Annotated in this window: 16 protein-coding genes; 6 read left to right on the forward strand and 10 right to left on the reverse strand. The window is 67.2% G+C overall.

What is annotated here, in order from left to right:
• Positions 1-199: 199 nt before the first annotated feature.
• Positions 200-922, reverse strand: coding sequence for an SUMF1/EgtB/PvdO family nonheme iron enzyme (locus VFC51_05585; GenBank protein ID HZT06481.1), 723 nt, complete (start codon positions 920-922; stop codon positions 200-202).
• A gap of 23 nt (positions 923-945) precedes the next feature.
• On the reverse strand, positions 946-1,365 hold the full coding sequence (locus VFC51_05590) for a c-type cytochrome (GenBank protein HZT06482.1): 420 nt from the start codon (positions 1,363-1,365) through the stop codon (positions 946-948).
• Positions 1,366-1,431: 66 nt separating this feature from the next.
• Between VFC51_05590 and VFC51_05595 the strand changes: the two genes are divergently transcribed.
• The 5 genes from VFC51_05595 to VFC51_05615 all read left to right on the forward strand — a co-directional run bounded on the left by VFC51_05595 (position 1,432) and on the right by VFC51_05615 (position 5,477).
• Positions 1,432-2,865 (forward strand): metallopeptidase TldD-related protein, encoded by a 1,434-nt coding sequence (locus VFC51_05595; GenBank protein ID HZT06483.1) that lies wholly within the window; start codon positions 1,432-1,434, stop codon positions 2,863-2,865.
• Positions 2,858-4,219, forward strand: coding sequence for a TldD/PmbA family protein (locus VFC51_05600; protein HZT06484.1), 1,362 nt, complete (start codon positions 2,858-2,860; stop codon positions 4,217-4,219). Before VFC51_05595 ends, VFC51_05600 begins: the two co-directional genes overlap by 8 nt.
• Positions 4,220-4,221: 2 nt before the next feature.
• The gene (locus VFC51_05605) at positions 4,222-4,449 is read left to right on the forward strand and encodes a type II toxin-antitoxin system HicB family antitoxin (GenBank protein HZT06485.1); all 228 of its coding nucleotides are present in this window, start codon (positions 4,222-4,224) and stop codon (positions 4,447-4,449) included.
• 87 nt (positions 4,450-4,536) lie between these two features.
• The gene (locus VFC51_05610) at positions 4,537-4,677 is read left to right on the forward strand and encodes a type II toxin-antitoxin system HicA family toxin (protein ID HZT06486.1); all 141 of its coding nucleotides are present in this window, start codon (positions 4,537-4,539) and stop codon (positions 4,675-4,677) included.
• 74 nt (positions 4,678-4,751) lie between these two features.
• Entirely contained in the window at positions 4,752-5,477 is a 726-nt protein-coding gene (locus tag VFC51_05615) for a DUF4389 domain-containing protein (GenBank protein ID HZT06487.1), read from the forward strand.
• 102 nt (positions 5,478-5,579) lie between these two features.
• On the opposite strand, the gene VFC51_05620 is transcribed toward VFC51_05615, so the two are convergent.
• From VFC51_05620 to VFC51_05640, 5 genes are all read right to left on the reverse strand, one after another.
• Positions 5,580-6,338, reverse strand: coding sequence for an iron-containing redox enzyme family protein (locus VFC51_05620; protein HZT06488.1), 759 nt, complete (start codon positions 6,336-6,338; stop codon positions 5,580-5,582).
• A gap of 31 nt (positions 6,339-6,369) precedes the next feature.
• A complete protein-coding gene (locus VFC51_05625) occupies positions 6,370-8,016 on the reverse strand; it encodes a UbiD family decarboxylase (GenBank protein ID HZT06489.1) in 1,647 nt (548 codons plus the stop codon).
• Between the two features lie 546 nt (positions 8,017-8,562).
• Positions 8,563-9,141 carry a hypothetical protein gene (locus VFC51_05630; protein ID HZT06490.1) on the reverse strand — a complete coding sequence of 193 codons (579 nt, stop codon included), beginning with the start codon at positions 9,139-9,141 and terminating at the stop codon, positions 8,563-8,565.
• Positions 9,138-10,043, reverse strand: coding sequence for a DUF6282 family protein (locus tag VFC51_05635; protein HZT06491.1), 906 nt, complete (start codon positions 10,041-10,043; stop codon positions 9,138-9,140). The genes VFC51_05630 and VFC51_05635 overlap by 4 nt, the downstream gene beginning before the upstream one ends.
• A gap of 53 nt (positions 10,044-10,096) precedes the next feature.
• Positions 10,097-11,302, reverse strand: a complete 1,206-nt coding sequence (locus tag VFC51_05640) for an MFS transporter (protein HZT06492.1) — start codon at positions 11,300-11,302, stop codon at positions 10,097-10,099.
• A gap of 117 nt (positions 11,303-11,419) precedes the next feature.
• Between VFC51_05640 and VFC51_05645 the strand changes: the two genes are divergently transcribed.
• Positions 11,420-11,737, forward strand: a complete 318-nt coding sequence (locus VFC51_05645) for an iron-sulfur cluster assembly accessory protein (protein ID HZT06493.1) — start codon at positions 11,420-11,422, stop codon at positions 11,735-11,737.
• On the opposite strand, the gene VFC51_05650 is transcribed toward VFC51_05645, so the two are convergent.
• The 3 genes from VFC51_05650 to VFC51_05660 all read right to left on the reverse strand — a co-directional run.
• Entirely contained in the window at positions 11,691-13,463 is a 1,773-nt protein-coding gene (locus VFC51_05650; protein ID HZT06494.1) for a RecQ family ATP-dependent DNA helicase, read from the reverse strand. The genes VFC51_05645 and VFC51_05650 overlap by 47 nt on opposite strands.
• The gene (locus VFC51_05655; protein ID HZT06495.1) at positions 13,460-14,152 is read right to left on the reverse strand and encodes a hypothetical protein; all 693 of its coding nucleotides are present in this window, start codon (positions 14,150-14,152) and stop codon (positions 13,460-13,462) included. The genes VFC51_05650 and VFC51_05655 overlap by 4 nt, the downstream gene beginning before the upstream one ends.
• A 66-nt stretch (positions 14,153-14,218) precedes the next feature.
• A partial coding sequence (locus tag VFC51_05660) for a DUF488 domain-containing protein (protein ID HZT06496.1) occupies positions 14,219-14,640 on the reverse strand: 422 nt, incomplete at its 5' end.

The raw sequence follows: 14,640 nt of genomic DNA on the forward strand, positions 1-14,640 counted from the left end.
GCCGCCCGTACACCACGTACCCCGCCACCAGCACCACCACCACCGGCACAAGCAGCAGCAGCCGACCCCGCTTCCCCATCTCTCCCAGCTCTCCTGGACGCCACCCACGACGCGCTCGTTACAAAGTGGGCCGATTGTAACAATTAGCGGCGCTGAACGGAGCAGGCAGACAGAGGGGACGGGTGCGGCGAACGGATTGTTAGCTCGCGCTCAGAGCGACGCGAAAGCCGTAGTCGTTGTAGCGAAGGTGCGGAGGGATCGAGCTGCGCGCGGAACACCGGCTGAACTTCAACTCGTGACGCCACGCTCCCCCGCGCGAAGCGCGCCGCGCGCCAGCCGCGGGACCCTGGGGATTCTCGACCGGAGACACGGCGTAGTAGCGAGGATCCCACCAGTCGCTGCACCACTCGTGGACGTTGTCGCCCATGTGACACAGGCCGAAGCCGTTGGGCGCAGCGCCGCTGACCGGTGCCGGCTGCTGCTGGCCGAGCGGCCCGCGGGCCCAGTCGCCGACGAGGGGTGGCTCGTCGTTGCCCCACGGATAGCGAGCCCTCGGCAGGCCGCCCATGGCCGCCCACTCGCGCTCGGCCTCGGTGGGGAGCCGGTAGACTTGCCCCGTGATCGCGCAGAGCCAGGCGCAATAGTCGACGGCCTCGAACCAGCTCACGCCAACCACGGGCTGCATGGGATGTGCGAACCGCGCGTCGCGCCAGAAGCGAGGCTCCGGCGCTCCGGTCGCCGCGAGATAGGCCTCGTATTCCCTGTTCGTGACCGGGAACATCCCGAGCGCGAACGGACCGACGCAGACTTCGTGGGCGGGGCGCTCGTCGAACCGTCCCGCGTCGTCGCCCATCACATATCGGCCGCCTGGTACTCCCACGCAAACCGGAAGTACGGGCGCGGGAAGGGGATCAGGCCGCACGGAGCGAGACCGGACAACCGGGCCTATGGGGCAAGCGGAATCGAGCCGACGGTTGAGGCGTCGATCGCCGACCCGGTCGGGTTCCAGCCGTTCTGGTCGAGCAGATACGCCAGCACGTCGTAGTACTGTTGTTGTGTCAGGCTGCCCGGGTCGTCATCCGGCATCTCGCTGCTGATGAAATTGAACAGCCGTCCCGCGGTCCGATAGTCAGCCAGCGCATTTCCGGGGCCGATGACCGCCGGCGCATCGTCGATCCCCTCTCCGGACTCCCCGTGGCAATTGGCGCAGATCTCCTGAAACACCGCGCGACCCGCGGCGGCCTGCCCGGCCTGTGCCGCGCGCAGAGGAGGATCGGTCGGTTTGCCTGCACCCGATGCCGCGGCTGTGGCGACGAACACGACCGCGCTGCATGCAAGGATGGCGGCGGGAATCGGCGAACTCATCGGCTCCATGGCCCCCATTTATAATCGTGAGTTGTAAGCCCTATTGAACCACAAAGGACGACCACAATGCCTAATTCGGCCCTCGGATTCTTCACCGAGCGGTTCGCGATCGACGCGAAACTGATGAATGACATTCTCGGCGTTGCGCTTTCTGCCGGCGGAGACTATGCAGACCTCTTTTTCGAGCACCGAACGACCAGCTCGATCCTCTTTGAGGAGCAGGCGGTAAAGAACGCTGGCAGCGGCGTCGTTCAGGGGGTCGGCATCCGTGTCGTCCACGGCGACGCGACCGGCTACGCCTACACCGAGGACCTGACGCCGGAGGCAATGCGCCTCGCGGCCGAAACCGCCGCGCGCATCGCCAATCGCCGCGAGCGCGTGGGACCGATCGGTGTCGCCCTCCGTCCGGTAGCGGACCTCTATCCGGTACGAGTGCCCGCGTGGGAGGCACCGGCCGCGGAAAAGCTCGCCATCATCCGACGCGCGGACGAGGCGGCCCGAGCCTTCGACCCGATGATCCAGCGCGTCGTGGTGTCGTTCGCTGACGAGGTCAAGCACGTCGCCATCGCCACCAGCGATGGGACGTTGGTCGAGGACCTGCAGCCGATGATCCGCATCCACATCCAGTGCTTGTCAGAAAAAGGGAAGGAGCGCCAGACGGCGATCGGCGGCGGCGGCGGGCGGCTTGGGCTCGAGTATTTCGAGCGGAGCTCGCCGGAGGATCTGGCCCGGGACGTCGCGCGCCAGGCCGTCCTCCTCCAATCGGCGGTCGAGGCCCCGGCCGGCTTCCTCCCTGTCGTTCTGGGCGCAGGCGATTCTGGGATCCTGCTGCACGAGGCGGTCGGCCACGGCCTCGAGGCCGACTTCAATCGAAAGCGGACGAGCAACTACGCCGACCGCGTCGGACAATCGGTCGCCTCGAGCCTCGTGACGGTGGTGGACGACGGCACCGTCCCAAACTCTCGCGGCACCATCAATGTCGATGATGAGGGCAACGCGCCCTGCAAGAACGTGCTGATCGAAGAGGGGATGCTTCAGGGTTACATGCAGGATCGCATCAGCGCGCGCCACTTCGGCGTCGCACCATCCGGAAATGGACGCCGCGAGAGCTTCCATACCTATCCGATGCCCCGCATGACGAATACCTACATGCTTCCGGGCGAAAGCGACCGCGAGGAGATCATCCGGTCGGTGGACCGCGGGCTCTACTGCCTCTCCTACAGCGGGGGCCAAGTCAATATTTCGAACGGCGACTTCGTCTTTTCCGTCACCGAGGCGTACATGATCGAGGGCGGCAGGGTCACGACGCCGGTGAAGGGCGTGACACTCATTGGTAACGGGCCGGACACGCTATCGAAGGTGACCATGGTCGGGGCGGACTACCAGCTCTCCGACGGCCGCTGGACCTGCGGCAAAGACGGGCAGAGCGTGCCGGTCGGCGTCGGCATGCCGACGGTCCTCGTGTCCGGCATAACCGTCGGCGGCACGAAGAATGGATGATCCCGAGCGCTACCTGAATCTCGCCCAGGACGTCGTCCAGCTCGCCCGCCGCGCCGGCGCGGACGATGCCGACGCCGTCGTCGCGGCCGGCACCGAGTTCGACGTCACGGTGCGTCGCGGCGAAATCGAGAAGCTGCTCGAGGCGGACTCGAAAGCGCTGGGCCTGCGCGTGTTCGTCGGCGGGCGGCCGGCCATCAGCTACACATCGGACTTCTCGCCCGACGCGCTGGCGAAGCTGGCGCGAGACACGGTCGAGCTGGCCGCGATTACCGACCCGGACCCCGACGGCGGACTCCCGGACCCCCAAGAGTGGGCCGAGCGCTTCGCCGGTGATCTCGAGCTGTTCGATCCGGATCTCCCCAACGTTCCGAATCAACGCAAGATCGACATGGCGCGCGAGTGCGAGGCGGCCGCCCTGGCGTTCGATCCCCGAATCACCAACACGGACGGCGCAAGCTGCTCGACGGAAGTCAGCATCCGCGCCCTGGCCAACTCGCGCGGGTTCGGCGGCGCGTATCGATCGACCGCCGCGTCGCTCCAAGTAGAGGTGATGGCCGACGACGAAGAGGGCAAGAAGCGGAACGATAGCTGGTATAGCGTCGAGCGCTTCTTCCACCAGCTCGAATCCCCGGACAAGGTCGGCCGCACGGCCGCCGAGCGGGCGCTGACGCAGCTCGGTGCCCGCAAGGTGCCCACCCGCGAAGTCCCCGTGGTGTGGGAGAACCGCGTGGCGCAACGGCTGGTCGCCATTGTCGGGCGGGCGGCGAGCGGCGAAGCCCTGTACCGTCGGCAGACCTTCCTCATGGACATGGAGGGCGAGCCGATTGCATCGTCCCTCGTCAACATCGTGGACGACCCCCTCATGCCGCGTCGGCTCGGCTCGCGGCCGTTTGACGGCGAGGGCGTCACGTCGCGCAAGAACCCCATCGTCGTGGCTGGTGCGTTCCGCGGGTTCCTCTTCGACTCGTATACGGCGCGGAAGACGGGACACCGTACCACGGGAAACGCCGTCCGCGGGGTGAGCGGGCCCCCGGGCGTCGGGACGAGCAACCTCGTCATGGAGGGCGGCGCGTCTACCTTTCATGAGATCATCGCCAGCGTCGACGACGGCCTCTTCCTCACGAACCTCATGGGATTCGGCGTCAACGTGACGACGGGCGACTTCTCGCAGGGCGCCGCCGGCCGCTGGATCGAGCACGGCCGGCTGACCTATCCGGTGACCGAGATCAACGTCTCCGGCAATCTGCGCGAGATGCTCCGCGACATCGAGCTGGTGGGCGACGACGTCTTCTTCCGCGGCGCCACGGGCGCGCCCACGCTCCGAATGGCCAGGCTCATGGTGAGCGGGCTGTGAAGATGCGCCGCTACCGCTTCTCCGTGGTCGTCGAACGGGACTCCGATGGTTTCTTCGCCTATTGCCCGCAGCTCCAGGGCTGCTACGCCGACGGCGAGACCGAAGACGAGGTCCTGGCCAATATCGAGGACGCAATCAGGCTCCACGTGGAGGATCGTCTCGCCACCGGTGAAGAAATACCGCAAGCGGAGCACTTCACCGGAACGAACGTAGAAGTCGCGGTTGAGTGAGCGACCCCCTCGAGCGACTGCCGAACAGGTCAAGCGCGTACTGGTGCGCATCGGGTTCGTACAAGTGCGCCAAAGTGGAGCCACTGTATCTTTCGGGACCAACTCGGCCGGCGTACCACGGTTCCGTACCACCGGGGAAAGACCCTGCATCCGAAGGTGTTGGCAAGCATCCTGCGCGATGCTGGGCTCGATGGTCAGACGTTTCGGGAGCTTGTTCGCGGTGAATGACCGTGACCCGTTCGTGACCTGCCGCTCGCGACAGCGTCGATATACTCGGCACACTCTACGCGAGAGGTGGCGCCATGGCTGTGGACACGACACTCGGCATGGACGAGATCTACCCCGCGTTGCGTGCGGAGCGCCCTGAGCAGCCGAATCAGCTCTGGGCGATTCCCATTCTTGGGCTGATCGTCAAAGAGATCCTCCTGATACCGCAGTTCATCGAGCTGGTGGTCCTCGAGATCGTCGTCGGCATCCTCGTGTTGATCAACTCGTTCGTCGTGCTTTTCACCGGAGCGTACTGGCAACCGGCGTACAACCTGCTGCTGGGCTTCTCCCGATTCCTCTTGAAGATCGAGTTCTTCTTTGCCGGCCTCACCGACAAGTACCCAGGGTTCGACCTGTCGATCGACGACCGTTTCTCCCTGGACATCGCGTCGCCCGTGCAGCCGAACCGCTTCTTCGCGATCCCGATCGTTGGCGGGATCGTGCGGGTCTTCATCACAATTCCATTCGCCATCTACTACGACGTCATCGCGACGGCCGCCGGCATCGGGATGGTCATCTCCTTCGTGCCGGTCCTCTTTACCGGGCGATATCCCGAAGCCACCTTCGAGCTGATACGCGACTCGGCGCGCCTGGCGGCTGCGTACCTCTTCTACATGGCAGGCGTTTCGGACCGGTATCCCAACTTCTCGATCTCGATGAACCACGCCACGACGAAGATCATTCTCATCGTGATCGCCGTCATCGCCGTCCTGATGAACTTCGCGACGAACCTGGGCGGCGGCGGTGGCCGCGCACGGTAACCGGGGGCTCCCCTCACAGGCCCGCCCCCTGAGCCGCCCTGAAGGGCGGGCCGTCCGGGCTGGCACAGGCCCGCCGTTCACGGCGGCAGCTCTCCCTGAGAGCTAGCTCCGCGTGCTGGTGTTGGCGCGGAGCCAATCGCGCCAACGGCTGTAGGTCGGGTCCTCGTCCACGTAGCAGCGCTTGACACCGTCGAAGAAGAGCCAGAACGCGTCGAGGGTGCGCTGCACCGCGTCGCGCACCGCGGATTGCTGCTCGTCCGTCTTCGCGAACCGCTCGACGGCCATCTCGCCCACCGACCCGTGCTCGTCTTCGACCTCGATGTGCACGGTCCAGTAGCCCATGCCCTCCTGCGGGATCTCGTAGTGGGTTCGCAGGCCGCGCACGATGCGCCGCATCCGCTCGGCCGCCGTCCCCTCGAGGGCGTAGCCCTGGGAGGCCATCGCCTCGATCCACGGCCGCTGGTAGAAGAGCACGTCGCGCCAATTCAGAAGCGCCGCGGTTTCCGGAAGCGGCTCCGCGGCGTCCAGCGCCTCGGCGGTGAGGCCCAGCACGCGCGCGAAGTCGATGAACAGGTCCCGGTGGCTTGCGCTCCCGCTGACCTGGCCAGTGCCCTCTTCGATCACGTTCTCGAGAAGGTGCTTTTCGATGTCGAAGTCGTCAGGGCACCGGCCGTACAGCGCGGCGATGGGCTTGGGAAATACCTTCGGAAAGAGCTGATAGAACTGCACCGCGAAGCCGAGGAGCTGCTCGTGCGTCAGCTCCCCGCGCTCGATCATGCCGATGAGCGGATGGTCCTTCGAGTGGCGCGCCGCCACCACCCCATACAGCTCTTTGGCAAACGCGCTCGCGGCAATGGCCATCGTGACCCTCCTCCCCGCGCCTCTCGCGGGCTCACCCTTCCCAGGTGTTGGTATTTGGCTCGACGTCGTCGCGGCGACGCGAACGGTGTTTCTCTCCCAGCTCCAGCCAGCGCCCCTCAACCGCGAGCCGCGCCTCTTCCTCGAACTCGTCGGTCCACTGGCCCAGCGAATAGCCATACCAAGGCGCCTCGGGCCTGAGGGGAGGGAGGTCCAGCTCGTCCCAGATCTGCGCCGCCCGCTCCATGTACTCCCGCTTCGGCAGCGACACGGGTGGGTACGAGGCCCGGAGCGTGGCGTTGATCAGCATCGCCGAATCTTCGGCCTCGTCACGCGACTCTACGCCGACCCTCGGGCTGTGTCCGCCGTCCTTGCCCCGAAAGATCTGCAGGTCGCGGTGGGGCTTGCTGCGATAGCAGATCGCCCACATCACGGCGTCGGCGCTCTCCGGATCGATGTCCTCATCCACCGCGACGACAACCTTTCCCGCGGGCGACTGAAAGGCCGTGGCGCCCATGAGCGCCTGCCACACCTCCACCTCCGTGGGGTGGCGCATCTGGACCACAACGAGCTTCCGAACGTTCGTAAGGGGCTCGTGGAGAGCGACCCGCATGACGCTTCGCACGCCGAGGCTATTGCGCAGGTGCTCGGTGAAGAGCGGCTCCAGCGCGGCCTTCTTGATGAGGCTCGACTCGCTCGGCGTCACCTGGCTGATGATGGACGGCAGAATCGCGTCCCTGCGATGGGTGATCGCCGTCACGTCCATCACGTTGTTGAACTCCTGCAGGTTCACGTGTCCGTGCGATTCGCCGAAGGGGCCCTCCGGCTCGAGCCAGCGCGGGTCGATGAGCCCCTCGATGACGATCTCTGCGTCCGACGGCACCACCAGGTCCACGGTCTTGCAGCGAACGACCTGGATCGGCTCGCTGGCCAGTCCGCCCGCCACGGCGTACTCATCGACGTCGTAGGGAAGCTTCTGAACCGCGGCGTACGACACGGCCGGCGGCCCCCCGAGCACCACCGCGCACGGGAGCGGCTCCCCGCGCCGGTGCGCCTTCTCCCAGTGGACCGTGATCCCCTGGCGCAGCTCGTGCGACGCGTTCATCCCGAGCCGACGCCGACCCTTGAGCTGACCGCGGTAGTTGCCGATGTTGTAGATGCCGGTCTCCGGATCGCGGGTCACGTAGTGGCCGGCCGTGATGTACGGCCCGTTGTCCCAGCCCGGCGTGGAAATGGGGACCGGCAGGCCATCGAGCCCCATCCACGGGGCGTCCAGCTCATCGCCCATCCGGACGACCTCGTGCACGGGCCCATGGTCGACGATGATCGGGGGCACGGCCTTCGCGCGCGCGTCGCGCCACTTCTCGTTGGTGCCGCCGACTTCGCAGCCGAGCCCGAGCGCGTAGACCCACCGGCTCGCCGCCAGCGCTCCCACGACGACCGGCATCCCGTACTCCCGGCCAGTCGAGTCGACGACCCGCTCGAAGAGGAAGGCCTTCCGCTCTCGCTCCGGAATGCTGCCCCGAAACTGCCAGCGGACCAGCGGGTGCAACTCGGTGTCTTTGTTGATCGGTCGCCGGACGCGCAGCAGGAACCCGCCGCGCTCGAGCGCGGCCAGGTGATCGCGGAGGTCGGGATACGCGTGGCGCGCATCCGCGCGCTCCTTCTCGGTGGCTGCCACCGATCACACCCCCAGGAGCCGTGCGCGCCGACTCCTGCGTGATTGTAGCCGGACGCACGATCGCGAAGGGCGAACGGGGGGACAGTCATCCTGCGAGCCGCCCGGTCATCCTGAGGGCGGAGCCCGAAGGATCTCGATCAACCGAGATGCTTCGCTGCGCTCAGCATGACAACAAGAAAGCGCTCAGCATGACAGCCGCCCGGTCATCCTGAGGGCGGAGCCCGAAGGATCTCGATCAACCGAGATGCTTCGCTGCGCTCAGCATGACAGCCGCCCGGTCATCCTGAGGGCGGAGCCCGAAGGATCTCGATCAGCCCAGATGCTTCGCTGCGCTCAGCATGACAACAAGAAAGCGCTCAGCATGACAGCCGCCCGGTCATCCTGAGGGCGGAGCCCGAAGGATCTCGATCAGCCCAGATGCTTCGCTGCGCTCAGCATGACAGCCGCCCGGTCGATGCTTCGCTGCGCTCAGCATGACAGCGGGGGGCGGTGCCCTCGCCGCCCCCGGACCCGCCGTTCACGGCGGCGGCCTCCTCACCTCGCACCCTACGACGCGCTCAGCTCTCGCTGCACCGAGAGGTAGCACTCGCGGAGGAAGGCCTCCAGCTTGCGCCAATCTCGCTCGGGGTCGTCCGACGTCTTCGTCGTGATCGCGTCCACCGTGTTGTTTGCCAGCACCCGCAGCTCCGCCGACTCCCGCGCCTGCTCGGGGGTCAGGCCGAACAGGGCACTGTGCAGAGCGGTCATCGTCTCGATCAGCTCGGTCTTGTCCGGGTGCCCGACGAGCCGCCGATGCACGTCGTAGTAGCGCAGCTCCAGCTCGGCGACGCGCTCAGGATCGAACGTGAGCCCCGAGTAGCGGCGAACGAGCCGATAGAAGCGAACGTATGACGCGAGAACGGCGCGCTCGTCGTGGTCGATCGGCGCCCACGCCATCGATCCGCGCACGACGTGGAAGGCGGCGACGAGGGACGTCGGGAATGGGATGTGGAACTGCTCTTGGCACATGCGTACGAGGATGCGAAACATCTCGGGCCACGCGCGGTCGTAGTACGCGCGCCATCCCGCCGCCTCGAGGGCAGCGACTCGATCCGGATCAAAGCGATAGCTGGCCGCTGCGCTCACGCATCGAGGACCTGGGCGGCGTTGTGGCTCGCCATCCGCTGGATGTCGTTCTCGCTAAAGTCCGCGTCCAGCAGCTTCTGGATGAAGAGCGCAAGTCCGTCGTCGACGAAGGGGTTGTTGGACTGGCCGAGGTCTGTCGACAGGATGGTGGTGCTGGGCCCGATCGCCCGGATGTTGTTGAACATCCCCTCCCACGAGACCTTGTTCGTGTAGGCGGTCGTGAAGCACCGCTCGAAATAGACGTCGAACTTGGTCAACTCCCGCTGCTGATCGATGGTGAGACACGTGGTCGGGAACTCGGGGTGGGTAATGACGAGCCGGCGCACCTTGTGCTCGGCCGCCGCGCGGATGACGGCCGGCATCTCGGCCGGGCTGATGTGGCCGGTCGCCAGCACCATGTCGTGCTTGCCGATGAGGTCGAGGCAGTCGTGCACGGCCTTCGTGACCTTCCCCTCGTCGTCGGTCACCTTCAGCCAATCGCCCGCGATGCCCAAGGCCCGCATCTCCCGCGCGATGTTCATCCAGTACGGCAGCTTGGTTTCGTCGGTCTGGCGCGTCACGGCCTCGAGTTCGTTCGCTGAATCGACGGTCGGAAGCCACACAACTTTCGCGCCCAGGCGTCCCGCAATGTCCACGGCGATGGGGTTCAGTCCGCCCACCGCGTTGTTCAGCACGACCCCGCCGTAGGCCTTCACGTCGGGGAACAATTCCCGAATCAGGGCGGCGCGGTCCGCGGTGCACACGTAGTGTGATTTGAGCACGAACCCGGCCATGCCCGAGGCGCGGGTGCGCTCGGCGAGAAGCACGTCGTCGAACTTGCGTGGCATGACGTCTGGCCCGCTGTGTACGTGCATGTCGAAAGCGCCGGCCAGGAGGCCGCGCGCCGTGTCCTGATCAACCACGATCCCACTCCGCGTGAAGAATGACTGCGCCCACAGCATACACGAGCGCGTCCTCAGCTCAGTCGTGGCGGACGATGGGTGGCGTAGCGGGCGACGAACGCGCCTGTCGTCGCCAGCGGCACGAGCCCGGTCAGGGCGAACGTCACCGGAAAAGACGTCAGCGCGAGCACCGCGCCCATGGCGAGCGCGCCAGTCCCCATCCCCAGCGCGAAACCGGAGTTCACGAGCGCGAGCGCGGTGGGCCGCGCGGTCGCCGGCGCGCGGTCGACCGCGAAGGCGAGGTTCGTGGGGTGGAGCGAGCCGTACCCGAAGGCGTAGAGCACCGCGATTGCGAGAAGCGCCGGAATCGACGGGCCGGCCGCCAGCGCCCAGAGCGACGCCGTGAGGACGATCGTGGCCGGGACGACCACCTGCACCCGGCCGAACGTGTCGGAGAGCCGCCCCGCCACCGCGCGAACGACGATCGCGCCGACGGCGAACACTGTGTAGAAGAGGCCCGGGTTCCCCATCCCGATCGAGCGCGCGTACAGCGGGAGAAAGGCCACGAGGGTGCCGTGCGTGAACGTCAGGCCGGCGTTGACGAACATGCAGAAGAAGATGATGGGGTCCAGACCGGGTCGCGACGCAGCCCCCACCGCGGGCTCCGCTACGGACGGAGGCACGTCGCCGGCCCGCACGCCCAGAGCGAGGAGCGACGCCGCCAGGCCCAGCCCCGCAGCGGCGACCCACGTGGCGACGGGCCCGGCCCACTGCAGGAGGGCGATCCCGAGAGTCGGGCCCACCGCGAGCGATACCGTCGTGAAGCTCCCGTACACGCCGAGCGCCTCGCCGCGTCGCGCAGGGGGTGTCACGTCGGCGGCGAGGGTCGTGGCCGCCGTTTGAAACGTCGTGTAGCCGGTCCCGAGGATGACGCTCGCGACGACCAGCATGCGGGAGGAGGGCGCGAGCTGGGCGGCGACCACGCCGAGCGGAAGAACCATCGGCGCCGCGGCGAGCACGCCCACGCGCGGCCAGCGCGCAATGGACCGCGCCATCAGGAGCTGCGTGACGAAGGACGTCAGTGGGATCGCGCCGGTCACGAGCCCGGCCTCCGACGGGCTGCCGCCGATCCGAACAACGTAGAGCGGGAACGCGCCGAACAGACAATACATCCCCGCCCAGAAGCTGAAATTCGCGGCGCAGATGAGGCCGTAGCTTCGGCTGAACAGGCGCGCGCCGGCGGTTTGGGCGCGGATCGAAGCGTCCACGGGCCCTGCCATCGGGGTCACGATCCGCTCGCGGCGGGCACACCCCCGGGCAAGTATACGGAGGCGCGCTGCTATAATCCCCGCAGGTGCCCCAACGGGCGCGCAGGCACAGAAGGGAGCACACTACCGATGATCACCATTAGCGACAAGGCGGCGGCTGAGCTTCGACGCATCGTCGATGAGAACGACCAGGCGGACGCCGCGATCCGGGTGTTCGTGCAGGGCGCGTGCGGCTGTGGCGCGGCCCACTACGGGATGGGCATCGAGACAGACATCGGCGAGGACGAGGACGTGCTCGACGCCAACGGGATCAAGCTCGTCGTCGACCGCGAGTCGGCCCCCTACCTCGAGGGGGCGGAGATCGACTACCGCGACAGTCTGATGGGCCGCGGGTTCATGATCAAGAACCCCAATCAGGCCGGTGGCTGCGGCTGCGGCGGCCACTGAGCCGCCCCCACCAATCGCCAATCACCGCCCGCACGCCCCGGCGCGCCGGCGCGCATCGATCGCAGGCCTCGCACGCCGCGGGCTCGGGGACACGCAAGTAGCGCGCGAGGGCGGCGTGCCGGCACGCAGGTTGCTCCACGAACGCGAACAGATCCGCGATTCGCTGCTCCTGTATTCGGGCCAGGTCGTCGATCAGCTCCGAGATCCGCTCGCGCGCATCCTGGTCGTGCTCTCGCAGCTCGACGCAGGGGTCCCTGCCCGATGCTCGCACCCGTAGCCAGCCGCCCGCCTGCCATTCGAGGAGCTTGCCCTCCAGAGCCGCGCACGGGATGCCGGTCGCTTCGGCCAGCTCCGCGGTCTCCCAGGGCGCCCCTTGGCCGGGCTGGAGATGCGCGGCCGCGACGAATGCGTGAAGCTCGGCGGGCGCGGACGCAAGCCCCCGTCGTGTCCTGAAGATGGACAAGACGCGCGGCAGATCCATCCGTCGATCGAGAACTTCGGCGCGCTCCAGCAGGCTGAGCGCGACGCGCACCTGCGTTTCGTCTACGTCGATATCCAGCTCGTCACCCACATCCCGACGAAGGTCATCAACGGGTACAGCCACAATGCCGACCTCCGCGCGAGACCGAAACGCGCGCTCGACGGCGAGCGCCAGCTCAGTCGTGGGTCGCTCCTGGTAGGCCCAGCGACTGAGGTTGCCGCGGTCGCCAGGCGCCAAGACTGCGACGCAGGACGCCGGCGCACCATCCCGGCCGGCTCGACCGGACTCGTGAACGTAGCCTTCCAGGGACGACGGGAGATCGGCGTGGAGCACGAAGCGAACGTCCGCCTTGTCGACACCCATCCCAAAGGCGGCGGTGGTAACGATAATGCGCGTCTTCCCCGCCATGAATCGATCCTGCCGCTCCGCTCGGTCCGGCGAGGCAAGACCCGCGTGGTAGAAGTCGGCTTCGGCGCCGTCCTGTCGAAGCAGGCGGGCGAGATCTTCCGCGCGCGCTCGCGCGTTCACGTACACGATGCCGGGTCCATCCAAGCGGCGGCAAAGCTCCCGGATGCGCTCCACCCGCGCCGCGTTGTCGGGCACCCGCTGGATCTCGAGGCGCAAGTTCGGCCGAAGGGCGCCGGTGCTGACGCGATGCAGCTTCCTCCCAAGGACCTCGGCGATCTCGTCCGCCATGGCAGGAGACGCCGTCGCCGTCAGTGCGAGCAGCGGGGACTCGCCCAGCATGCGTAGCGCATCCCGGATGAACAGATAGTCCGGTCGGAAATCGTAGCCCGAAAGGCAGATGCAGTGGGCCTCGTCGACGACGAAGAGCGCCACACCCGCCCGGCGAAGGGCGTCGACGAAGGGCAGATGCCGCAACCGCTCCGGTGCCGCGTACACGAGCCGATTTTTGCGGTCTGCGATGGCGGCGAGTCGCGCCCTTATTTCGTCGCGGCTCAGCGTGCTGTTGATCGCCGTCGAGATGCCCGCCAGCGCGTCCGGCATTCCGTCGAGCTGGTCCTTCATCAGCGCGATGAGGGGCGAAATGACCACCACGCAGCGGTCGAGCATCAGGGCGGGGAGTTGGTAGCAGAGCGACTTCCCCGAACCGGTCGGCATCAGGGCCAGGGTGTCCTCGCCGCGAAGGACGCGCTCGATGACCGCCTCCTGTCCCGGGCGCAGAGCCTCGAACCCAAAAACCGCGCGCGCGGTATCGCGGGCCGCGTGCATATCCGGGGTCACGGGCGCGCCGGATCCACGGTCACATCGTAGTCGGGAACGTAGTCGGGAACCCCATGAATGCCGATCACGAGCGGCGAATAGGCGCCGTTCAACTGCCGCGCCAGGCCGAGAGCGACGTAGATGGCCTCAGCCCCCAGGCGCTCGCGCACGCGCGCATTCGTCAGCTTCGCCACGCCTCCACTGGGGGGAAGAAGCGACCGCCCGAGCGCGCGCCAGCGCAGATCGCTGCATGGCAAACCCGCGTCGTCCCCGATCCCCTCGAGGCGTACGCGCACCTGATAGCGGCGGCTGTCCGGGTCGAGCCGGAAGGCAGTGGCAATCCGGTTCGCGCGGAACAAGATCAGCGATCGGGAGAGATCCAAAAGCGGTTGCGGGCCGGGTTCAGCCCAATCCGCCAAAAACTGGCGTCGCTCGTCTCCCTCCAGCCGCTCGATCAGGGACGGTCGGCGGCGAACGAAATCGCACTGGTAGTCCTCGACGTGCGGCGGATCCGGCGTGGGTTGACCGAGGTCCAAGAAAACGCGATCGAATGGCCGCATCAGCGTACGGTCGCGGTACGAGACGTCGCCGAGGAGGAGCGCGCCAGACGGTTTCACCGGCCGCTTCCACGTCCCGCGCTCGTCGATGCCGGCGATGCAGAACCCGCTCAACATCCTTGTGACGGCCAACAGAACGATGGCCTCTTCCATCGACCCTCCCCGTCCGGCGCGAAAGAAGTCCGTCGAAGGGTCTCGCCCGATCCTCGCGCGTCGACATTACACCAAGTGCACGACCTTGAGCGCTCGATACGTGGCCGCCAGCTGCTCGGCGACCAGGCGGCGATGGCAGCGCGCCGGATCCGCCTCCGAGCACATTAGACACGGCCGCCGGGCCGCGGCGAGGATCGCGCCGACGACGGCGATGCCGCCGCGCTCCCGCATCAGTTCGCCGAACTCGGCCTCGTACGCCACCCAATCGTGGTCGCGCCGGTAGCGGGTCAGCAGCGCCGGCGTCGGCGCCAGCTCGGGACGATGGCGGTATTCAATGCCAAGTATCTCGAGGATGTATGCGAGGTCATCGCGCTTGGCCCATCCGGCGAGCTGGCCGGTATTGCGAAGCCGAACGTCCACCACCAGGTCGACTCCGGCCTCCCGCACCAGCTCCACGAACCGACGCAGCGGCTTCCGCGTGAAGCCGA

It is taken from the genome of Chloroflexota bacterium (assembly GCA_035652535.1).
GTDB lineage: Bacteria > Chloroflexota > UBA6077 > UBA6077 > SHYK01 > DASRDP01.

What these genes read in the sequence shown, in the direction of transcription:
- VFC51_05605 (HZT06485.1), top strand. Translation starts at nt 4,222, where the DNA reads ATGCGCCGCTACCGCTTCTCCGTGGTCGTCGAACGGGACTCCGATGGT.
- VFC51_05615 (HZT06487.1), top strand. Translation starts at nt 4,752, where the DNA reads ATGGCTGTGGACACGACACTCGGCATGGACGAGATCTACCCCGCGTTG.
- VFC51_05640 (HZT06492.1), bottom strand. Translation starts at nt 11,302, where the DNA reads ATGGCAGGGCCCGTGGACGCTTCGATCCGCGCCCAAACCGCCGGCGCG.
- VFC51_05600 (HZT06484.1), top strand. Translation starts at nt 2,858, where the DNA reads ATGGATGATCCCGAGCGCTACCTGAATCTCGCCCAGGACGTCGTCCAG.
- VFC51_05645 (HZT06493.1), top strand. Translation starts at nt 11,420, where the DNA reads ATGATCACCATTAGCGACAAGGCGGCGGCTGAGCTTCGACGCATCGTC.
- VFC51_05620 (HZT06488.1), bottom strand. Translation starts at nt 6,338, where the DNA reads ATGGCCATTGCCGCGAGCGCGTTTGCCAAAGAGCTGTATGGGGTGGTG.
- VFC51_05655 (HZT06495.1), bottom strand. Translation starts at nt 14,152, where the DNA reads ATGGAAGAGGCCATCGTTCTGTTGGCCGTCACAAGGATGTTGAGCGGG.
- VFC51_05590 (HZT06482.1), bottom strand. Translation starts at nt 1,365, where the DNA reads ATGAGTTCGCCGATTCCCGCCGCCATCCTTGCATGCAGCGCGGTCGTG.
- VFC51_05595 (HZT06483.1), top strand. Translation starts at nt 1,432, where the DNA reads ATGCCTAATTCGGCCCTCGGATTCTTCACCGAGCGGTTCGCGATCGAC.